18 protein-coding genes are annotated in these 20,547 nt (G+C 37.7%); 5 read left to right on the top strand and 13 right to left on the bottom strand.

The features are described 5' to 3' along the window. Positions 1-35: 35 nt before the first annotated feature. The 8 genes from GYM71_RS09525 to GYM71_RS09560 all read right to left on the bottom strand — a co-directional run bounded on the left by GYM71_RS09525 (position 36) and on the right by GYM71_RS09560 (position 7,099). Positions 36-302: a type II toxin-antitoxin system RelB/DinJ family antitoxin gene (locus tag GYM71_RS09525; protein ID WP_220220289.1), complete on the bottom strand. Its 267-nt coding sequence runs from the start codon at positions 300-302 to the stop codon at positions 36-38. 310 nt (positions 303-612) lie between these two features. Continuing rightward, positions 613-861 (bottom strand): hypothetical protein, encoded by a 249-nt coding sequence (locus GYM71_RS09530; RefSeq protein ID WP_220220290.1) that lies wholly within the window; start codon positions 859-861, stop codon positions 613-615. Positions 862-991: 130 nt separating this feature from the next. Beyond that, on the bottom strand, positions 992-1,474 hold the full coding sequence (locus tag GYM71_RS09535; protein WP_220220291.1) for a PTS sugar transporter subunit IIA: 483 nt from the start codon (positions 1,472-1,474) through the stop codon (positions 992-994). 13 nt (positions 1,475-1,487) lie between these two features. Further along, a complete protein-coding gene (locus GYM71_RS09540; protein ID WP_220220292.1) occupies positions 1,488-1,979 on the bottom strand; it encodes a hypothetical protein in 492 nt (163 codons plus the stop codon). After that, positions 1,969-2,760: a MurR/RpiR family transcriptional regulator gene (locus GYM71_RS09545; RefSeq protein ID WP_220220293.1), complete on the bottom strand. Its 792-nt coding sequence runs from the start codon at positions 2,758-2,760 to the stop codon at positions 1,969-1,971. Before GYM71_RS09545 ends, GYM71_RS09540 begins: the two co-directional genes overlap by 11 nt. An 85-nt stretch (positions 2,761-2,845) precedes the next feature. After that, entirely contained in the window at positions 2,846-4,465 is a 1,620-nt protein-coding gene (locus tag GYM71_RS09550) for an alpha-glucoside-specific PTS transporter subunit IIBC (protein ID WP_220220294.1), read from the bottom strand. A gap of 22 nt (positions 4,466-4,487) precedes the next feature. Beyond that, complete coding sequence (locus tag GYM71_RS09555; protein WP_220220295.1) at positions 4,488-5,831, bottom strand: family 4 glycosyl hydrolase; 1,344 nt, start codon at positions 5,829-5,831, stop codon at positions 4,488-4,490. A gap of 335 nt (positions 5,832-6,166) precedes the next feature. Next, positions 6,167-7,099 (bottom strand): cytochrome C5, encoded by a 933-nt coding sequence (locus tag GYM71_RS09560; protein WP_220220296.1) that lies wholly within the window; start codon positions 7,097-7,099, stop codon positions 6,167-6,169. Between the two features lie 145 nt (positions 7,100-7,244). On the opposite strand from GYM71_RS09560, the gene GYM71_RS09565 reads away from it, so the two are divergent. Then, on the top strand, positions 7,245-8,483 hold the full coding sequence (locus GYM71_RS09565; protein WP_103752514.1) for an MFS transporter: 1,239 nt from the start codon (positions 7,245-7,247) through the stop codon (positions 8,481-8,483). Between the two features lie 104 nt (positions 8,484-8,587). Here GYM71_RS09565 and GYM71_RS09570 read toward each other — a convergent pair whose 3' ends face one another. After that, positions 8,588-9,817, bottom strand: a complete 1,230-nt coding sequence (locus tag GYM71_RS09570) for an MFS transporter (protein WP_220220297.1) — start codon at positions 9,815-9,817, stop codon at positions 8,588-8,590. A 109-nt stretch (positions 9,818-9,926) separates the two neighbouring features. On the opposite strand from GYM71_RS09570, the gene GYM71_RS09575 reads away from it, so the two are divergent. Then, a complete protein-coding gene (locus GYM71_RS09575; protein WP_220220298.1) occupies positions 9,927-10,778 on the top strand; it encodes a helix-turn-helix domain-containing protein in 852 nt (283 codons plus the stop codon). A gap of 65 nt (positions 10,779-10,843) precedes the next feature. On the opposite strand, the gene GYM71_RS09580 is transcribed toward GYM71_RS09575, so the two are convergent. From GYM71_RS09580 to GYM71_RS09595, 4 genes are all read right to left on the bottom strand, one after another. After that, the gene (locus GYM71_RS09580; RefSeq protein ID WP_244986822.1) at positions 10,844-11,665 is read right to left on the bottom strand and encodes a histidine phosphatase family protein; all 822 of its coding nucleotides are present in this window, start codon (positions 11,663-11,665) and stop codon (positions 10,844-10,846) included. Positions 11,666-11,684: 19 nt separating this feature from the next. Then, a complete protein-coding gene (locus tag GYM71_RS09585) occupies positions 11,685-13,130 on the bottom strand; it encodes a glycoside hydrolase family 1 protein (RefSeq protein WP_220220299.1) in 1,446 nt (481 codons plus the stop codon). A gap of 25 nt (positions 13,131-13,155) precedes the next feature. Continuing rightward, positions 13,156-15,132 carry a beta-glucoside-specific PTS transporter subunit IIABC gene (locus tag GYM71_RS09590; RefSeq protein ID WP_220220300.1) on the bottom strand — a complete coding sequence of 659 codons (1,977 nt, stop codon included), beginning with the start codon at positions 15,130-15,132 and terminating at the stop codon, positions 13,156-13,158. Between the two features lie 137 nt (positions 15,133-15,269). Next, a complete protein-coding gene (locus tag GYM71_RS09595) occupies positions 15,270-16,163 on the bottom strand; it encodes a PRD domain-containing protein (RefSeq protein ID WP_220220301.1) in 894 nt (297 codons plus the stop codon). Between the two features lie 261 nt (positions 16,164-16,424). Here GYM71_RS09595 and GYM71_RS09600 point away from each other — a divergent pair, with 261 nt between their 5' ends. The 3 genes from GYM71_RS09600 (at position 16,425) to GYM71_RS09610 (ending at position 20,304) form a co-directional block, all read left to right on the top strand. Then, positions 16,425-17,375 carry a class A sortase gene (locus tag GYM71_RS09600; RefSeq protein ID WP_220220302.1) on the top strand — a complete coding sequence of 317 codons (951 nt, stop codon included), beginning with the start codon at positions 16,425-16,427 and terminating at the stop codon, positions 17,373-17,375. A gap of 529 nt (positions 17,376-17,904) precedes the next feature. Beyond that, positions 17,905-18,771 (top strand): MucBP domain-containing protein, encoded by an 867-nt coding sequence (locus tag GYM71_RS09605; RefSeq protein WP_220220303.1) that lies wholly within the window; start codon positions 17,905-17,907, stop codon positions 18,769-18,771. 669 nt (positions 18,772-19,440) lie between these two features. Then, on the top strand, positions 19,441-20,304 hold the full coding sequence (locus GYM71_RS09610) for a MucBP domain-containing protein (protein WP_220220304.1): 864 nt from the start codon (positions 19,441-19,443) through the stop codon (positions 20,302-20,304). Positions 20,305-20,547: the final 243 nt, after the last annotated feature.

Raw genomic sequence — 20,547 nt, forward strand, 5'->3', positions numbered from 1 at the left:
TTGATTGTTTTCATCATTTATCTCGCAAGCTCCAGCTATTCATCCGAGTTGAGCATTTCTTCTAATTCTTCAAAACTATGAGCCTCTGGCAGCTTCTTTTTCCCAGCTAAATCATCGGTCACTTTTTGTAAAGAGTCGCTTAGCTCTTGGTTAGGAAAAGAATAGTATTTAGGTAACCCATTGTTAGCTACAGTAGTAACTATCATTCGAACAAATTCAGAAATAGTCAAACCATGATTAGCAAGTACTGCTTTTGCCTTATTTTTAGTTGCTGAATCAATTCTAGCTTCAATTCTATCCATATTTACCACCTCATTGTTACTGTACGCCAAAAGTCGTACAAAAGTCATTATATAGTTTTAATCAATGATATTAAGAAGCGCCACTTTTTTAATTTAGCAGTTCTAGAGAACTAATTTCTACTTATGAGATACTTAGTCATTCAACATATTTATTACAGAAAAAATCACATGAATCAAGGTAGAAAAATTAAAAGCTGTAATCAAGAAAAAGCAGAAAAAACACTAAAAAATGTTTTTCCCGCTTTATTTTAGTTTAAAGAGCTAGTTTCTTGCCAAACTCTTCTTTTTTGTCTCTAAAAACTTAGTAAGCTTAAAACCAGGTAGTCGAAGATAAAGCAATATCGTCATTTTTATCTGGCTGATTTAACTTAGTAAGCAGGTCAATGCCCTCCTTAGATAGCGTCATGCTTCGAGCAAGCTCACTTAATTTGATTAATAACCTGCTTCGTACCTGATACTCATTTTCATGTTGCTTTAATTGCGAAATTGCGGCAGTAATTAAAGCTTGTTCATTTTTCTTGGGTAAGTTCTGCTTTTCTAATAACTTCAGTAAATTCATTTTTACTACCATCTTTTCGATACCTAATAACATAGTATTTTAGGACTAGTTTGCCCTAATCATAGCAGTTTTAATTTTAATATATAACCAAAATTCTATCATGATTTCAAGCTAATGATTCATCAAAAAATTAACTCTTGAACTTAATCGTTTGAATTTCTTGTCCGTGTTCGACTTCACCAGGTGAAATTGGTGAAATAGAATCAATAATATCCATATTAGTATAAACAATAATCACCGTATCATCATAATTTGCTCCAGTAATTGCCGCTGTGTCCATCTCAGCCAGCGGGGCACCTTGTTTAACTGAATCACCCTCTTGGACAAAGACATTAAAAGGTTCTCCCTTTAATTCAACCGTATCAATCCCCAAATGAACCAATATTTCCAAATTATTCTTTGCCGTGATTCCGATAGCGTGCTTGGTGGGAAAAACAGTAGTAATTTTACCTGCAATTGGAGCATAAATTTTCCCATCTGTTGGCTTAATCGCAAAGCCGTCTCCTAACATTTTAGTCGAAAACACTTCATCCTTGACTTCTGTGAGTGGCAACAATTCACCGTCTGCCGCCGCACTTACCGTAAAATCTTTCTTTTTAAATAAATTAAACATTTGTTATCACCTTTTACTTCTTACTACTTAACCAAATGGTCAAAATTAAACACAAGCCAAATATAAGCAGAAAAATTACTGAAGCTCCCCGAATCAGTTTATTATTACTCTGCTCTTTCTGGTTTATACCATTTGTGCGAACAAGTCCACCCATAGCCAATAATACGCAAATAAAATTGCCCGCCATGACTTGACCAATTGCCTGGTACAGCATAAAAAAGCGGTAAGTAGGTAAATCGGCTAAAATTTTTTCCTTATTTAGCCACAAATAATAGCCAAAGATAAAGTTGATAATCATCATAACCATGTCAACCGCAATTATCGGAGTTGCCGTTAAGATCGCGGCTAAACTTTGTGCAGTTAAACTGGCTTCATAAGTAACAAAGCCGGCAAAAAATAGCGGTATGATAATTAAAGCAGCAATATAAGTGTTTAAAATTTTGCCGGTATCTAAATGTGCTCTATCTAAAAGTCTAATAACAAAATTGTTCGTTTTACTTATCATTTTGTTCACTTTTTTCTTTCCGCCAAATATCAAACTTATTTACCAAAAAATCAACTAATGAATAAGCCATAATAAATGAGGCGTTTTTAGTAGTAGTAAATTTAATTGTAGGATAGTAAAAATTATAATCAGAAAGCGAAGCAAGTTCGTTCTGCTTTAAGTCCGTGAAAGAAACGTAACGTAACTTATTATTAACTAATTCAAACTTCGTTAGTTCGTCATTAATTTCTTTATTATCGCCTGTGTATGAAATAATAAACAGCATATCCCCTTTTTGCGCAATTTTACCCACCATTTCCAACTCGCTAATCGCGGCAGGCAGTACAATCGAAGAAATACCAAAAAGTAACAATTCATGCGATAAATAATTGGATAACATTTGCTGAATCCAGCCTGTTGAATAAATATAAACGTTACTAGCATTGCTTAGCTCAGTATAAAATTTGGCTAAATCAAGCGAGTCAAAGTATTTACGTAAATTCTCAGTTTCTTTTTCCAGATCTGCTCCAAAGTTATTGGCAAAGTTCATTTTATTGTTATTCTGCTCATTTTCTAAGCAAACCTCATTTAAATAAAATTTTAATTCGGTATAGCCACTTAGACCAAGATGCTTACACAAACGAAAAATTGCCGATCTCGAAACATACAATTTTTCTGCTAATTCGGAAAGACTCAAGTTCTTACACAATTTAGCATTGTCTAGAACAAATTGAATGATCCGTATTTCAGAATCATTCAACTTGCTACTATTTTGATAAATTAGGGATTTTAATTTTGACATTAATACGCTCCATATAAAATAGTTACTAATTCATTATACTTAACTTTTAATTATAAAAGCGCTTTAAAGTCATTGAGCTTTAATCCTAATTAAGATCGTTTTTCATTAATTCTTGCATAGCTTCAAGAACTTGAGCAACATCTAGCCCCACAATAACTTGGATGGCTTTGCCATGATGCACAACGTTGATTGCTTTCGCCTCTTTAAACTGGTCATCGGAACCCATTTTAGTGGGATCCTTGACCGATACTCGCAAGCGGGTCGCACAAGAACTTAATTCAGTAATATTTGCGGAACCGCCTAGCAAGTCGAGAAAGGCCGTAGCCCTAGTAATGTAGGGATCACTTTCCACCGCATTATCTGAAGTTTGAGCCTGCTGTTTGGCCTTTTTAGCTTGATATTCTTTCTTATTTAACAAATGAACATCTTCGTCGTCTTCTTCTCGGCCGGGAGTAATATAATTAAACTTTTCAATCATAATCTTAAAAACAAAGAATGTGATAACGGCAAAAACAATACCGACAAGAAACTCAACCAAATAGGTTTGCCAGTGATTATTCCATAACGGAATCCAATTTTCTGCGGCAATATCAATTGCACCGCCAGTCATGTTACCTACGACACCGAGACTAAACATAATCGTATTCATTGTCGCTGAAAGTAAAGAATAAATAATCCATAATACTGGTGCAGCAAAGAGATAAGTAAAATCAATTGGCTCTGTGATACCTGCAAGAAATGAAGTTAAAGCGGCTGGTATTAGCAATGCCGAAGTTTGCTTTTTCTTATTCTTTTTGGCAGTAGCATAAAATGCTAAACAAATGACTGGTGCAAGAAAGATTTTTTCATTGCCATATAATTGGAAGCCTAATTGCGGAGCCAATTGTTTCAGTGGATGAGTGCTTAAAGCAAATTGCGTTAGGTGCTTTAACCAATAAGGCTGCAGTCCCCCAGCAACAACTGCAGGTCCAAACTGAAATGGAATATAGACAAGATGGTGTAGCCCAGTAGGAATCAAAACCCGGTTTAAAAAGTTGTAAATCCAAATACCAACAACACCGCTATTTACAATAAAATGCTGCATCCCCGTAATGCCTAACTGTACTTTCGGCCAACCCCAGCAAGTTAAAAGTGCTAATGGGATCATGACAAAGAAGCCAAGAATATAGACATATGTTGAGCCTTGAAAAGTACCAAGCCATTCCGGTAATTTTTTATCAAAATAGCGGTTGTGCAGCCAAATTACAATTCCGGCTACAATTAAGGCACCAATAATACTGGTATCGAGCGTTTTAATTCCCGCTATTTCTGTCAAACCATGGTTGGTGGAATTCTCCACAATCTGAATCTTGTTAAAATTCGGAATGCCAAAGCTTGCTCCCCAGTGACTTAAGATAGCACCGACAAAATAGTTATAGGTTAGATAGGTAATTACCGCCTCCATAGCGGCTCTTCCTTGCGATTTATTAGCAAGGCCTATCGGTAATCCAACTACGAATAATAATGCCTCTTGCTTGAATACCGTCCACCCACCGGCGTTAATTGTATCCCAAACTGAATTCCACGTAGTTCCTGGGTTTGCCAAAGAGCCAAAAACGGCTTGATTGGTAAATAAACTGCCTAAAGCGACCACGATTCCCGCAAATGAGAATAGCAGCACCGGAACAAACATGGCAGCACCAAATTTTTGGAATTTCTGCATCATAAGCAATCATCCCCCCTAACAATTATTTAAGTTCTGGCCAGTATGGCTTATTTACCGGAATCATGTCATCAAGAATTTTCTTTGCGATTGCGGCATCTGGAACTGTCTTATTCAGTGCAAAAGCTTGCCACATCTTGTTATAGGAATGTTGCTCATAAGCATCAACCACTAATTTTTCACAAGTTTGCTGTTCCATCATCATTCCGCGTTCAAATTCACCAGCATTTCCTGTTGCCATCGGCTGAACACCATCAGCACCAAACCAGCACGGTACTTCAACCACCGAGTCAGGATCAATATTAGCAATTGCACCATTATTAGGAATGTTAGCAAAGAATTTTTCGTGCGTATTATAGGCAATTGCATGGCAAATATCGACAATATAATTAGAATGTTCAATACTTGCTTCCCAAATGTTGCCTTTGGCAGTACCAGCCTGCACAATACGCGCACATTCATCGAAGACGATTTTTTGCCGATACTCCCGGATCTCATCGGTTCTAGTGTGGTGCGGGTCAGCGTTGGCAACCTCGTATTGTGGGAAATAATAATATTGCAAGTAAGTGTTAGGCAAAGCCTCTGGATCAAGTGCATAACAGTCTTTGGCTTTTTTGTAAGTTTCTGCCCAACTCTTTTCGGTTTCCTGATCAAATTGACCACCAATCCAATAACCATTTTGAGCAATGTGGTCCCTTAATTTTGGCATCAAGTCCTGGCCAGTCTTTTTATCACGAACCTCTTTCCACCAGCCGAAGTGGTTAAGGCCGTAATAATTAACATCTAGGTCATGATAATCGTTTAAGCCACAAATCTGAGCCATTCTCGTCATCAAGGCAACCGGCATATCACAAATATTGATTACTTTTGCGTGTGGCCGCAGGCGTCGACATGCTTCTGCAACAATGGCAATGGTATTAGAATAATTAATCATCCAGGCATTTGGTGAATACTTTTCCATCCAGTCGATAATTTCAATGATGGCTGGAATTGAACGCAGGCCATAAGCCATCCCGCCGGGTCCGGTAGTTTCTTGTCCATTAACCCCGTATCTTAACGGAATTTTTTCATCAAGTTCCCTCATATGGTATTTACCGACCCGAATTGAGCCCATTACGAAATCGACATCAGTAAATGCTTCTTCAGGATCAGTGGTATACGAAAATTCTATTTGCGGTGCGCGTTCTTTCATAATAATTGCGCAAGCATCACCAATTTTCTTTTGTCTTTCTTCATCGTTATCATAAAATTTCAGCTTTCTGAGTGGAAAACGATCCTCATTAGCAATTAAGCTTAAGACAAAGCCGGGTGTAAAAGTGCTACCCCCACCGGCAATTACGACAGAATAACGTTTATCAGTTGCAGACATTGTTTTCTCCTTTTTTAATCAAATTGCCCAATTTGAGCTGTCTTCATAAGCTAGCTTATTTATATTTATATCAGATTTTGCTCATTTTGTATCCGCTTTCTGAAAAAGCGAATAAGTATTTCATAACTTGAAATAAGCGTTTCGCGCGCTGAAATATATTTCAAAAAGAATTATCCCAAGATCCAGTTGTACTAAAAAAGCACTGTAGTTACTCACCTACAGTGCTTTTAAAATGATTTTTAAAGTTAAAGTTTTTAACTGGCAAAAACAATTTTTCTATTACTTTAAAGCCAAAATTATTATTAACGAGCCAGTTAAAAATGATTAAATCTTGGTCACTCAAACCGGTCTTTCTTAATTACACGATAAATGGAAATGACCAACACTAAGATTGCACAGAGCATGGCAACGTATGCCATAGGACCAACACTAATTGCAGCTTGTGCTTGCTGACTAGCCATTCGGTTTTCCACCGCGTATTCCACAATCCATTTACGCAATAACCGTGGAGTCAAAATAAAAGTTACGGTAGCAATGACTGATGCGACTAGTGCCGTATTTCGTGAATAAGGCTCACGGAAAAACTGTGCCATGACGCAGAATGCTGGTGCTATCATCAACACAAGAACCCAAATAATAATCAATCTGCCGGCGCTGCTATTCATCATTTGCGCACTATTAGTCGCATAGCGGTACTTGCCCCAAAGCTGTCCCCCAGTAAAAGTATTGAGCAAGCTAAGAATATATGAGCCTTGTTGCCCATAAACACCGCCACGATTCGATAAAACGCCTTGGATAACCTGTAAGCCATCGGTAGAGCCTGCTTCTGGGAAATTAACAGTGACAACTTTTTTCATATAAGTTGCTAAAAACATGAGAATAGAGCCACCGAATTGCAGTGCACGCAGCATATTAAGCTTTCTGGAAGCCTTCATTTTAAATTCCAAGCTGAGAACACGATCTGGGTGATGGCTATGACCGATGATGAAAATGCCGACAGCCACTATTATTGCTAATAACAGTAACAACCACCATAATTTAGCCATCACAAAAAAGATGGCTAATACAACAATCGCCACTGCAACATAAGGTCGATCAGAAAAGATTTCCCAAAAGTTTAGTTTAAGGTGACGGTAATCAGCACGCGTTGATCCAGCCGGATTTTCTTTAACGGGCCTTTGGGTAGCAGCAGGACTAACCGTTTCATCATTTTCACTCGCATACTTTTTGCGATATTCACGTCTGGTCATATGTGAATCCTGACTCATACAGCACCCTCCCTTTCAGAAACAATATCCTATCACGTTTTGGAGCTAAGTTTACCTTTTTTTGCAAATTCTTAGCAATTTTATTGTGCTAGAATAAAAAAGATAATGTTTTTGTTAAAAATTCAAACGGAAAGATGAGGATACTTTGAAAAGTTCAGATAAGTTGCCAGCTGGATGGCACAAAGCCTTTTATACCCTATGGCTAGGTTGTTTCATTACGGGAATGGGTTACTCAATGACAATGCCCTTTATTTCACTGTTTATTGCCGACCTTGGTCATTATAGTCAATTACAAATCAGTCTTTACTCAGGCTTGGCCTTTGCGATGACATTTATTGCCCAGGCAATAGTTTCACCTTATTGGGGCAATTTAGCTGACCGTAAGGGCCGCAAATTGATGTGTATGCGTGCTTCAGGCGTAATGGCTCTGACCATCACAGCTACTGGGTTTGCTCCCAATGCAATTTACATCATTGTCATGCGGTTTATTCAGGGAGCTTTTTCTGGCTACATTAATAATGCTACCGCATTGATTGCTGGTGAAACTCCTCATCAAAAAAGCGGCTGGGTTATGAGCCAAATGATGACCGCCGGAACTGCTGGCAACCTAGTTGGACCTTTACTTGGCGGGGTTTTGTCTAACTTCTTTGGTAACTGGCTTGGCGGAGCCTGGGGATACCGGATTCCCTTCTTCATCACTGGATTCTTAATGGTGTTAGTCTTCTTTGGCTCAACTTTCTTAGTTCACGAAAAATTCACCCCAGTTTCGCGTGAAGAAATGAAACCAATGAAAGAAATTATGCATACTTTGCCTAATGTTAAGTTAATTATTGCGATGTTTGCAACAACGCTGTTAGTTCAAGCCGCCAACATGTCAATTGACCCGATTGTTTCACTTTACGTCAAATCAATGATGCCCAACAGTAAAAATATTGCCTTTGTTGCTGGTGTCGTTGCTGCAACACCGGGGCTTGGTACGTTGATTGCCGCTTCCAAAATCGGCCACAAAATGGACGAAATTGGTCCGCTAAAGATTCTTCGCGTTGGGCTAATTGTTGGCGCCATCCTCTTTGTTCCAATGGCACTCACACATTCACCGTGGGTATTAGCTGGATTGCGCTTTTTGCTGGGAATTGCCAGTGCCGCAATGCTGCCGGCAGCGCAGACGGTTTTAACTCTTAACACGCCACCAGAAAGCTTTGGTCGCATTTTCAGTTACAACCAGTCCTTTCAGGCGGTCGGATCAGTCTTTGGTTCACTAATGGGGTCAACCATATCCGGAGTATTTAATTATGCGACTGTCTTTTGGACTACTGGCCTAACTTTATTGATAAACTTTATTTTGATTATCTTCTTTAGTTTTCACCAACCCAAACGGCAGTAGACAATAACTATTAAAAAAGCAAATAAAAACTAAAGGACTAGTTCGAGCTATTAGCTTAGAACTAGTCCTTTTAGCTTGTTCTTAAATTCAGTAAAAAACCGGACTTAATTTTCTTTGGTTTTAATCATAACCACAACCGTAATACTGAAAACTATAATACTGGTAATCAGCATCCCTATCAGCGCAACGTTAGCATTTGATGCCGCTGAAATACTAGTAAACAGGATTGTCATTAATGGTGTAATCACTAACAAAATTGTATTTAACAGGCCAACTGATGATGACAAAATCTTGCGGTCAACCGTTGCAACCAGCCACTGCGTTAACTTCGGACTAGCTGTTCCTACAAAAAAGCCTAATAAGGCATAAGTAACTAAACAAAAAATTATTTGTTTACTCATCGTGGAAACGAGAACGCAGGCTGCAGAGAATAAAGCCAGTAAGACGATCACATAGACCGAAACCTTTTTGAAAATCATTGTTCCGACAATACTACCTAAAGCGGAGCCCACCGCTGCTGCCGCGCCAATAACTGCAATTGTGAAAGTATAGGTGCCAATGACCATTATACTTTTATTGCCGGCAACGACAATCGATAATATTGGCTCAATTGTACTCAAGATACCATTCATTAAGGCAATAACCATCACGGTAGTTAACAGGCCACTCGCCTTTTTAACCTGGCGAAAAGACAAGGCAAGCGTACTTAAAAAGCTCTGCTCATCAACATCTTGATTAATTGCTGCATCCTTATTTTTACGGGCAATCGACAAATAAATTAGGCCAGCAGCAATGAAAGTTAAGCCGTTAATAACTGCTAGAGTTGAATAAGACATGAACAATAACAGGCCTGAGCCGACAAACTGGGCAATGGTCGTAATCACCTGGGAAACGCCGCTTGTAAAACCCGTTGCCTTGGCAACTTGGTCTTCTTCCACTAAATCAACTATTAAAGGTGTGGACAGTCCGCTTGAGTATGTTCCGGCTGTATCAGAAATGAAGTTAATAACGATAACCATCATTACCAGATTCCAACCGGCAATATTTTGACTAAAAAGAAAACCAACTAATAAATAGAGTGCCCCCCTAATCATTGCAAGCCAAACAATCTTTTCGTATTTGTTATGCGTCCGATCGGCAAGATAGCCCCCGACACTTGAAAGCAGTCTAGGTACCGACTCGGAAATGGCAATCAGTGAAAGAGCTAATGAGTAATTTTTTAACTTACTAGCATAAGTCATCAAGGCTAAGTAAAAAAGAATATCGCCAGCACTTGATAGGATACTAGCGATTGAAAATCGGCGATAATATTTATTTTTGAAAAATATGTCCATGAATTAATTTACTCCCTCTATTTATTTACTGATAACATAATTATATTTGTGTTAAAATTTTAAATAGTGAAAGTGTCATATATGAAACTAATTTTTCGGAGAAATTTTAATGACTATTGGAAGCTTACTACGGCAATATCGACAAGAAGCAGGTAAGACGCAGCGGGCATGGATCGGTGATATTGTTAGCCCCTCGTTTTATTCTAAAATTGAGAAGAATACTACTAGGATTTCTGCTCAGGATTTGATTGAAATACTGCGCTTTAACCATATTGATCTTGCTAGTTTTTTTAGCAAATTAGATTACCGGTCAAAATCTGAAGATGAACTCAAGAAAAACGTAATTTCAAAATCAATTGATGCCTATTATAAGTTCGATATCGACCAGCTCTCCGCTATTAAAGATGCCATCGCCAAAAGTGCTGTGCATAACAAAGAAGACCTGATTCTTAAGCTTAACACCTTAATTTATACTGCAAACAGTTCACCTGAAAAACTCAGTTTAAAAGAAAAGCAGCAGTTGAAAAATAAGTTCTACAATGAAGATAATTTGGACCAAGAATCCCTAAAAAATTTCTGCAATTACATGTATTTTTTTGACTTTACCAGTAATTTAACGATTACAAAAAAGATTTTCAAAAAATTCAGTAGAAGCAATGATGAAAAGATTCAATTTTTAGTTCTCGGTATTTTAATTAACATGATTGGTATCAGCATTAAGCATCAATCTTATGAAAATGCCACACAAATGATCAAAATGTCGAAGAAAGTGCCTACTAAACCCAGTACATGTTTTAGTAAAATGGTGCTCTTCTTACTGGAAAATTTAATTAGTTATCACTATGAGCCACTACAAGTTTATCTTGATAATTGTGAAATGCAGGTTAAGCAGCTTTCCTTAATCGGAATGGAAAAATTCAGTCAGCACTGTCAAAAACTGATCGATGAAAATACCAACTAACCGCTAATTTGGGGTTAAAAAAAAGCGTGATTTAAAATCACGCTTTTTCTAATATTAGCTAAACTCTATTTTTGGCCAGCATTGTAATACTTCAAACTGCCGATTTCGCCGACTAAGTTAAATTTACCCTTTTGGTAAACTAATTTAGTAACTGAGTCATTCGCAAGGCCAGTCCCTTGAAAAGCAGGATAGTTTTGCGTCGACAAGAAGAGATTAATTGCCATCCCAGAGCTCACAACTAAGACGTTTCCGCCTTTGTGTTGACTTTTTGCAATTTTCGTCAATACCGCCGTCATTCGCTTTTGAACAGCTTCAGTACTTTCCGCACGGTATTGTGCTGGTAAGCTGGTATTTAACTTATTTTCCTGGTCTAAGGCATAATAACCGTCTTGCATCTTATTTTGAAATAGTTTGCCAGTCTTAGCTTGAAAATCAGCAATACTATCATAACCAAAGTATTGGGCAATTTCTGGTACATTCTGCGCAACATCAGGGCGGCCTTCATAACTACCGTAGTTACATTCACGCAAACGCCAATCAATTTTTAGTTTAACTTTTTGATTGCCAGAGTATTTTAAGGCTCCTTGCGCAGTCTTTTCCTGTCTTGTTAAGTCACCGGAATAAGCCGCTTTAAACTTAATTCCTTTCAGCCCTTTACCAAGATACTCGGCACCCTTTACACCATTATCAGTTAGAGTATAATCGCTCCAGCCTTGAGCAAGGTGCATCACATTAGCAGTAGTTTCGCCATGACGGGTCAAATAAATCGTCACCGGTTTATTATTACTTTTTGCCTCGGCTTGATTAGTGCCAATTGTGACTGCTCCGATAAGACTTGCTAATGCTAGCAAGAATTTTGTCACACGCCGTTTCATTTTCTTACTCACTCCAAGTTATTCCCTAAATTTAGGCTAAATCGCCACCATTAGTTTCAATAACTTTCTTGTACCAGTCGAATGACTTCTTCTTGTAACGGTTGAAGGTACCCTTACCCTCATCGTCTTCATCAACGTAGATAAAGCCATAACGCTTAGACATTTCACCAGTTGAGGCACTAACTAAATCAATGCAGCCCCATGGAGTGTAACCCATTACGTCTGCACCATCATCAATGGCTTCTGAAATGGCTTCAATGTGTTCACGCAGGTAGTCAATGCGGTAATCATCAGCAACATAGTGATTTTCATCAGGTTGATCAATGGCACCTAAACCATTTTCAACGATAAATAATGGCTTTTCATAACGATCAGATAATTCGTTAAGTGCAATTCTTAAACCAGTTGGGTCAATTTGCCAACCCCAGTCACTTGATTTCAAGAATGGATTCTTAACGCCACCCATCAAGTTACCGTTAGTTGTTTCTTGATTTTCGTGAGTAACATCAACAACAGATGACATGTAGTAGCTAAAGCCAATGTAATCAACCGGGTATTTAGCTAGCAAGTCAAGTTCTTCATCGCTGTAGTCAATGTCGCTTAATTTAACGCCTTGACGAGCTAATAAGCTCTTCGTGTATGCTGGGTAATGGCCCCGAACTTGTACATCAGCGCAGAAGAAATTGTTTGCTTGATTTTCTTGCAGTGTAGCAATTTGATTCTTTGGATCTGAATCATAGCTATAAGTTGTTGCATAAAGAATCATGCAACCAATCTTCATGTCAGGATTTAATTCATGACCGATTTTAACAGCTTTAGCACTGGCAACGAATTGGTTGTGCCATGATTGGTAAACATTCTTCTTGTCAAGAGCACCGTTACTTACAGTCAAGCCTTGGCTCATGATTGGGAAGTGAGCAGCACTGTTAATTTCGTTGAAAGTCATCCAGTACTTAACTTTGTCCTTGTAGCGAGTTAATACAGTTCTAGCAAAACGTTCATAGAAGTCGATCAACTTCTTGTTCTTCCAGCTACCGTATTCAGTAATCAAGTGCAAAGGAAGCTCATAGTGTGAAATCGTAATTACAGGTTCAATATTGTGCTTTAAGCACTCATCAATTACCCCATCGTAGAACTTAAGTCCCTCTTCATTTGGCTCTTCTTCGTCACCGTTAGGGAAAATACGTGACCAAGCGATTGAGAAACGGTAGCATTTGAAGCCCATTTCCGCAAATAGTTCAATATCTTCCTTATAGTGGTGATAGTGATCGATTCCAATGTGGTTAGGATAAACGTATTTAGGATCGATTTTGAAATCAAAATCTGGTGAAGCAATAATCTTCATCCGTTCTTTACCACCAGGCAAAACGTCAGGAAGAGACAAGCCCTTGCCTCCTTCTTGATACGCACCTTCGAGTTGGTTAGCCGCTGTGGCGCCACCCCATAAAAAGCCTTTAGGGAAATTGTTTGTATTCATGTGTATACTCCTCTTTCTCGCCCGATTATTCTAAGTCTAGCAGCTGATCACCGATTGATACTTCGCCACTAGCAACAACATTAACTTCGTGGTAATTGTTAGTATTTGTCACAATTACCGGAGTTGTAACTTCATATCCAGCCTTCTTAATAGCTGCCAAGTCAAACTCAATGAGTGGATCGCCCGCTTTAACAGATTGATCCTTCTCAACTAATATTTTAAAGCCTTCACCATCTAATTCAACCGTATCCATACCAATATGGATCATTACTTCAGCACCCTTAGCTGATCTTAAACCAATTGCATGGCCTGTTGGGAAAGTCATGGCAACTTCACAGTCAAATGGTGCACATACTTTACCTTCTTTTGGTTCAATTGCAACACCTTGACCCATTGAGCCGCTGGAGAAAACTTCATCTTTAACATCTTTTAACGCAACGATTGTTCCGTTTAATGGCGCAACTAATTTTTCAGGTTCATTGTAAGTAGCTTCAGCTGGTTTAGCAGTAGTTGCAGTTTCTGCAGTAGCATCTGCGGAATCTGCACCTTCTGCAGCATTCGCATTAGCCAAAGCAACTTGTTCATCAAGTGTTTCGTCAACAGTCTTGCGGCCAAAGATCATTTGCAGTGCAAAACCAAGTACAGTTGCTACAGCCATAGCAATGATTAAGCCATAAACGGCACCATCAACACCATTTTTACCAATAGCATCAGGAATTGAGAAGATTCCCATTCCGGCCATAATGTAAACCTTAGTACCGAAGAATCCGATTAAACCACCACCGATTGCGGAAGCAATACAACTGATGATAAATGGTTTTTTACGTGGTAATGTCACACCATAGATTGCTGGTTCAGTAACACCAAAGATTCCGGAAACGAATGCAGGAATCGCAATACTACGAGTTTTTTCATTCTTAGTTTGGAAAATAATAGCTAAAACAACACCGGTTTGAGCAAATGATGCAGCAAGTGATAAACCTAAGATTGGGTCATAACCCATGGCTGCAATATTGGTCATCATAACGGCAACAAAGCCCCAGTGAACACCAAAGATAACAAATACTTGCCAGAAAGCACCCATCAAGATACCAGCTAAGATTGGGCTGAAGTTGTATACAGCACTAACAATTGCGGCAATCGCATTACCAAGCCAAGTAGCCACTGGCCCAATAATTAAGAAGGTAATTGGAACTGTAATTAGTAAGATTGCGAATGGTACCAAGAAAGTCTTAACAACATCTGGAATTACCTTCCGTGCAACCTTTTGGACCTTTGAAGCAAACCAAACTGATAGGATAATCGGAATAACTGATGAAGTGTAGTTCATCGAAATTACCGGAATTCCTAAGAAAGTCATATGAACTGGTGCTTGCAGGATAGTGCCCTTAAAGACTGTAAATAAAGCAGTCTTGCTACCAGCCATTGCTACAATTGTTGGGTAGCAAAGAGATGCACCGATGGTTGCACCAATATATCCGTCCATGCCAAATTTTTTGGCTGCTGAAATTCCTAGAATAACTGGTAAGAAGTAGAATAAACTGTCACCAATTGCATTTAGGATAATGTAGGTACCATTGGTTGCGGAAAGCCAACCGAATGCCAAGAACATGGCGTTGAAACCTTTGATCATTCCAGCAGCACACATTGGCCCTAAAATTGGGTTGAAAATACCAGAAATCAGATCAATGAACCGATCCGCAATGCTCATGTTGCTTGTGTCCACATAATCATCAGGAACTGAGCCACCATCACCGAAACCGCCAATTTTAATTAGGGTATCGTAAACATCAGCAACGTTATTACCAATAACAACTTGGTATTGACCACCAGACTTAACTAATGACAAGACACCATCAGTTGCCTTCATTTTTTCATCGTTTGCCTTTGAAGCATCCTTTAACTTAAAGCGCAAACGTGTTGTACAATGCACCACGCTGGCTACATTATCTTTACCACCAACATTGGCGATAATTTCACGACTTAATTCTTCGTAAGCCATCTTTTCCTCCAAAAATCACAAAACCCGGGGACTTAAAGAAGACCTCTTGCAAACATTCAATTAAGGATGAAACAAGGAAGTTTTCTTTATGTTCTCGGGTTAATGCCTGTAAAACAGTAACACACCGTTTAAACTAATTATTTTTCATCGGCTGGAATTTGCTTTGCTTCCGAATCAGTACCATCTTTTTGTCTATGCGTTACCCGCCAGACATGGAGCGTCAGATAGACCTCATCATCAGGTTGCAATTTCCAACCAGCCTGTTTAGATAAATAAGTGCCGATTTTTAAAACCGTCTCGTATGCTTTCTTGTACTTGACCTTCATTAATTCGAGCAATGAATTATCAAGTTCGCTGCCGCTATCTTCATCACCAATTTCATACAGGTGCCGCACCATGAACGAACGTAAATGCGTCATAAACCGATTGAAATTAAATGATTCCGGATCAAGCTGCATCCCGTACTGATATTCAATGATTTCAATTACACCATGAATTAACTTGGTGATTTTGATTGTATCTTGAAGCTTAGTTTGATCAGAACTAGCATTGATAAAGTGATAGGTCAGATAAACAACTTCTGAATTGGGAAAGGTTAGCTTAGTCTTTTCCTGAAGCAGCTTCAGCGCATCTTTCGCAGCTGAATATTCTTTAGGAAATAACTTCTTTAATTCCCATCCCACAGTACCTTGGCCTAATTCAAAGCCTTCATCGGTTCTTTTAAGCATAAAATCGATGTGATCAGCTAAAACCAAGTACTGATAATCAGTAAAATTAACGCTTAGTCTCTTTGAAACAAGATTGATTACATCAGTTGTCAGAGATAAAGTACGTTTATCAATATCCCTAACACTGTCAATCATCTTGATATTCTTTTCGACAGCAACAAAACGACGAGTAATTTTTGTTTCATCAATTGGATCATTGGGCTTTTTCCCAAAACCAATTCCGTTTCCAATTACTACCCAATCAACACCAGATTCATCCGACACTAAAGCAGCATTGTTGTTAAAATTTTTAATAAATTTCACTCAGCAAACTCCTCTTTTCAATAAAAAAACCTATGAGCAACACTAAAGCCTTGTTGTTCATAGGTTAATGCCTGATCGAATCAGTAACACACTTATTTACTCTTAAGATTATAAAACAGTGTTAAAGCGATTTCAATAGTTATTTGAAGATTTTTTATCAGTGTTTCTAGTTATTTCTCAAATAATTAGGCATTTTACCAATTTATCATTAAAATAAGAGGTAATTTGAATAACTTTCGCAAAATCAGAGGACAAATAGCAATGGCAACTAAAAAGCAAAATTTAACCACCAAGCAAAAAATCGGGTCTACAATCCAGGTTCTATTTATAGGTATACTTTTTTACTTAGGGGTAACACTTATTTTCTTCGGTTCTGGTTTCGGTGACTCCTACCTTGTCCAGCAAAACGCAGAGCAAGCTTCTTCAGGATTAACACCTAAAAAAGCAGATCAAAATAAGCACCGAAAAACAACTTATGACGCTAGTAAGACCAAGTCAATTAGTACAACGCGGATTTTAAGGTCAAAGAAAATTAAGGCTTATGCTATTGGGCGAATTTCGCTTCCAGCCGTTAACATTCACAATCCGCTGTTTGCCGGATATGGCAGTGAAAACCAAAACTTGGAATACGGCGTTGTTACTTGCCTCCCGGATCGTGTAATGGGCGGAGCTAATAACTATGTTCTGGCAGGACATTATATGGGCGCATATGGCCCTGCTGTATTAGACAATTTACACTTGGCAAAACGGGGTGACTTAATCTATGTGACCGATCTTCATCACATTTATGCTTACGAAGTTAAAAGAATTTCTTTTGCAATTAAACCAACACAAGTTGAAGTCGAAAACAACATAAAGGATAGAAGTATGATTACCTTAATTACATGCTCAGACTTTAACACTTCGAAATACGGGTATGGGCAGCACCGCACAGTTGTGCAGGGTGATTTAATCAGCAAAATTAAGGCAACCAACAAGAATTTATCTGCGACTGAATTAACTGCTAATTTTTCTGCAAAAAAAGGCCAAAAAAAGGTCGCTTTACCAACCAAAAAGGGACGGCATACTATTAAAAAGAGCCAACAAATTCGCGCGAAAGCTCAGCCTAAGTTTTTCCAAAACATGACTCTTATTAAAGCTGCCATTATTATTTTTAACGTTATCTTCTTTCTAATTATTGTCTGGCGTCTAGTTAAAATTTGGCGCTCATAACTAGAGCGTAACACTAATTTAATTCGCTCATTATTAAGTCGTAATTGGCACTATTTTTGCCAGTTACGGCTTTTTTGCTTAGGTTTGCTTTTTGTGATAAAAAATCGTCTTTAATTTGTAGTGCACCAAATAACTACATAATTATTAAAATCAATAATGCTAAATAAGGTATAAGTCATTTTTAAATACCGGTAAATACACCGATTGAATTAAGAAAGTCAATTTGATGCGATAGCAAAAATATACGTTATTAAATTATTAATTATTAATAACAAAATTACAAATTTTGGTAAAACTAAGTTATGTTATCGCTCTACTCCTAAAGCCTTTCTAAAATTAAATATTATTAAAATAACAAATATCAATATTAAAATGCTATTTCTGCGCATTATGTTATGCTACACATCAAGCTATACATATGGTATGATTAGTGCGGAGAAATTCCTAAGGTTATAAAAGTATCTTATGTTATGTTTTTTAGATTATAGTTATATATTTTTAGAAATTATAAGCGTAGAGGGGGAGAATAATGAATAAATTTGTCAGCAAACATCCCACTGCTGGGAAAATTTTATTTAGTGCTATTACAATGACTTCTTTGGGTCTAATGTGTGCTAATGCCAAATCCGCTAAAGCCGCTACTTTATCATCTACAAGTCACTTATTGGCTAAAAAAGATAAATTGAAAAAAGCGGTTAAAAAAGTAGCAAGCAAATCATTTTCAGACATTGCTACTAGTGGACGTTCTTCAAGTAGTGCTGCCGTTGTAGCAAGCGCATCACAAAATCAAGAATCAGTGGGTTCAACTATTAATAATCAAATAACAATTCATTACGTAGACACAAAAGGTAATGTAATTGCTCCAGACAAAGTTATCAGCGGTAATGTTGGTGAAAAATATACTACTTCACCAAGAGAATTTACCGACTATGTGCTAGATTCACAACCTAAAAATGCAACCGGCACTTTTAGCAATGATAAGCAAAACGTAACTTATGTTTATCACAAGATGACCCCTGCTGAAGCTGCTAAACAAGCGGAGCATTTTCCAGGAGATGGAAATGATGTAGTTGGGATTGGCATTGACGAAAGCGGAGCTGGCGTAATTGCCGATGATGTCGCTGCCGGCAAGCATGCTCCCCATAAAAAGGGACACAAAAAGCATCGGGCAGCGAGTAAGGCTAAAAAGGCGATTCAAAAAATCAAAGTAAGTAATCATACTCGTGCTTTTGGCGTAAATTCACCCTCCTCTACTCAAAAAAATAGTAGTTCAGTGCAAGAATTACCTCATACGGGCACTAATGATCACTCCAAAGCAATCGCAATGGGGCTTGGATCGGTTGCAATAATTGGAAGTCTTGCTGGGGGCTGGTATACCCGCAAGAAAATCATGTAGCCTTACGCTATACTAATACCACTTTTCAAAACTATCTTAAAACGAACTAATTAATGCACGTACATTCAATGAAAAATTGAGTGTACGTGTTTTTTTGCCTATTTTTTCTTCAACTACGAGGTAATTTGGCTAAATTTGCCTCCAGAAAAAATTTTTTAAAATAACTTTTGTTTTTATTCGTTAAAATAATTAGGTATTAGACAAAATTAACCAAAATTTCAATTACTTTTTCCATTTATCTATATGTGAACATAAATTGCGTCACAATCTCGAACTATATTTTATATAAATAACACTTCTACTAATTAAATTAACAGTTTCACAAAGTCTACAAAATGAAAATTCGTATTTTCCGCTTTGCTGAGCCTTATTAAGGATAACGCCAATATTGTTTTCACTTGTAAAGTAAGATAAATAAGTTTTATAGTGAATGCGTTTCATAAAAAAACAATTTAGATCAACAGGCAGTGGTATATACCGCTATTACCAGCAATTCGTTAAACTTTTAATAACATAAGCTATTTATGTTAAATAAATAATTATAATTTTCTGTTAGTTTATACTATACTTTTGGTCATAAAAATGCTAAAATGAATTCATCATAAAGTTAATTTATATGACAAGTGTTTCTTGATTATTCGAAAGAAATAGAGAAGTAAAGTATATAAAATGAATAACAAAATAACTAAATATCAACAAACGGGAAAATTACTACTTAGTGCTGTTGCGATTGCAACTTTAGGTGTATCTTCAATTAACGTGACTTCCGTTAAAGCTGATACTGCAGCTCCAAGTCACTTAAAAGCTAAAAAGTCCTTAGGTCCGACTGCATCAAAAACTTTTGTTTTAAAAGCTGCTCCTGAAGACTTTGCCGTTTCAAAGGCTGCTAGCACCGCTTCTGCTGGTACGAAAAAGAAAAAAGCCAATAAAAAAGGTCCCAAAACAGCCTCCAAAACCTTTGTTTTAGAAGCTGCTCCTGAAGATTTTGCTGCTTCAACTGTCTCCTCTGCTCCTGGTAATGTTGTTGTGCATTACCGTGACAGTATCGGTAAAACCTTGGCACCTGACCAATTTTTAAAAGGTAAAGTGGGTGCTAACTATACTGCAACTGCACAAAATATCGCAGGCTATATTCTAACTACTAAGCCAAGTAATGAAACTGGCATCTTCACCGATAAATTGCAAAATGTAACTTATGTCTATGACATTGACGGCGCAATTGTTGATGGTGATGCAATTGGTATCGGTCTTGCCGAAGCTGGTGCTGGAGTTAAAGTTGATCCAGAAACAAAAGTAAGTAAGACTGCTGCAGCTATTGGTAAAAAAGTAGCTAAGTCTGCTCCTGTTGCAAACTTTAAGGGTAAGAATGCAACGCAAAAAGCAGCTGTAATTGCAGGTAACGATTCAGAACATCGTTTGCCACAAACTGGTGCAGACAACAGTTCACATGCGGAAGCGTTAGGACTGGGATTCCTATCAATATTTGGAGGTTTGATAGGTGCATGGTTCAGTCGAAAGGGAAAAACTGAATAGGTAGCCAGTATATTTTTATGATATTGATGGAGTAAAAAAATTAACTAAACAAAATATCTTATTAACAACTGGCTGCTTAGTTTTCTTTTTTACATAGCTTCCTTAAGACTAGATGAAAGATTTTATTCTACGTTCTACACTAGGATACTCATCCATGAATTCAAAAAGCGATTTATCACTAAGATAGATCGCTTTTTTTATGCACAAAAAAGCTAGTTAATCTATAATTGTAAATTTACTTAA

The organism is Lactobacillus panisapium, from assembly GCF_019469265.1.
Taxonomy (GTDB): Bacteria; Bacillota; Bacilli; order Lactobacillales; family Lactobacillaceae; genus Lactobacillus; species Lactobacillus panisapium.

Excerpts from the sequence above, each read along its gene's own strand:
- GYM71_RS09530 (WP_220220290.1), bottom strand. The coding sequence starts at position 861 with ATGAATTTACTGAAGTTATTAGAAAAGCAGAACTTACCCAAGAAAAAT.
- GYM71_RS09555 (WP_220220295.1), bottom strand. The coding sequence starts at position 5,831 with ATGTCTGCAACTGATAAACGTTATTCTGTCGTAATTGCCGGTGGGGGT.
- GYM71_RS09610 (WP_220220304.1), top strand. The coding sequence starts at position 19,441 with ATGAATAACAAAATAACTAAATATCAACAAACGGGAAAATTACTACTT.
- GYM71_RS09575 (WP_220220298.1), top strand. The coding sequence starts at position 9,927 with ATGACTATTGGAAGCTTACTACGGCAATATCGACAAGAAGCAGGTAAG.
- GYM71_RS09545 (WP_220220293.1), bottom strand. The coding sequence starts at position 2,760 with ATGTCAAAATTAAAATCCCTAATTTATCAAAATAGTAGCAAGTTGAAT.
- GYM71_RS09585 (WP_220220299.1), bottom strand. The coding sequence starts at position 13,130 with ATGAATACAAACAATTTCCCTAAAGGCTTTTTATGGGGTGGCGCCACA.
- GYM71_RS09570 (WP_220220297.1), bottom strand. The coding sequence starts at position 9,817 with ATGGACATATTTTTCAAAAATAAATATTATCGCCGATTTTCAATCGCT.
- GYM71_RS09590 (WP_220220300.1), bottom strand. The coding sequence starts at position 15,132 with ATGGCTTACGAAGAATTAAGTCGTGAAATTATCGCCAATGTTGGTGGT.
- GYM71_RS09540 (WP_220220292.1), bottom strand. The coding sequence starts at position 1,979 with ATGATAAGTAAAACGAACAATTTTGTTATTAGACTTTTAGATAGAGCA.
- GYM71_RS09600 (WP_220220302.1), top strand. The coding sequence starts at position 16,425 with ATGGCAACTAAAAAGCAAAATTTAACCACCAAGCAAAAAATCGGGTCT.
- GYM71_RS09560 (WP_220220296.1), bottom strand. The coding sequence starts at position 7,099 with ATGAGTCAGGATTCACATATGACCAGACGTGAATATCGCAAAAAGTAT.
- GYM71_RS09535 (WP_220220291.1), bottom strand. The coding sequence starts at position 1,474 with ATGTTTAATTTATTTAAAAAGAAAGATTTTACGGTAAGTGCGGCGGCA.
- GYM71_RS09525 (WP_220220289.1), bottom strand. The coding sequence starts at position 302 with ATGGATAGAATTGAAGCTAGAATTGATTCAGCAACTAAAAATAAGGCA.
- GYM71_RS09550 (WP_220220294.1), bottom strand. The coding sequence starts at position 4,465 with ATGATGCAGAAATTCCAAAAATTTGGTGCTGCCATGTTTGTTCCGGTG.
- GYM71_RS09605 (WP_220220303.1), top strand. The coding sequence starts at position 17,905 with ATGAATAAATTTGTCAGCAAACATCCCACTGCTGGGAAAATTTTATTT.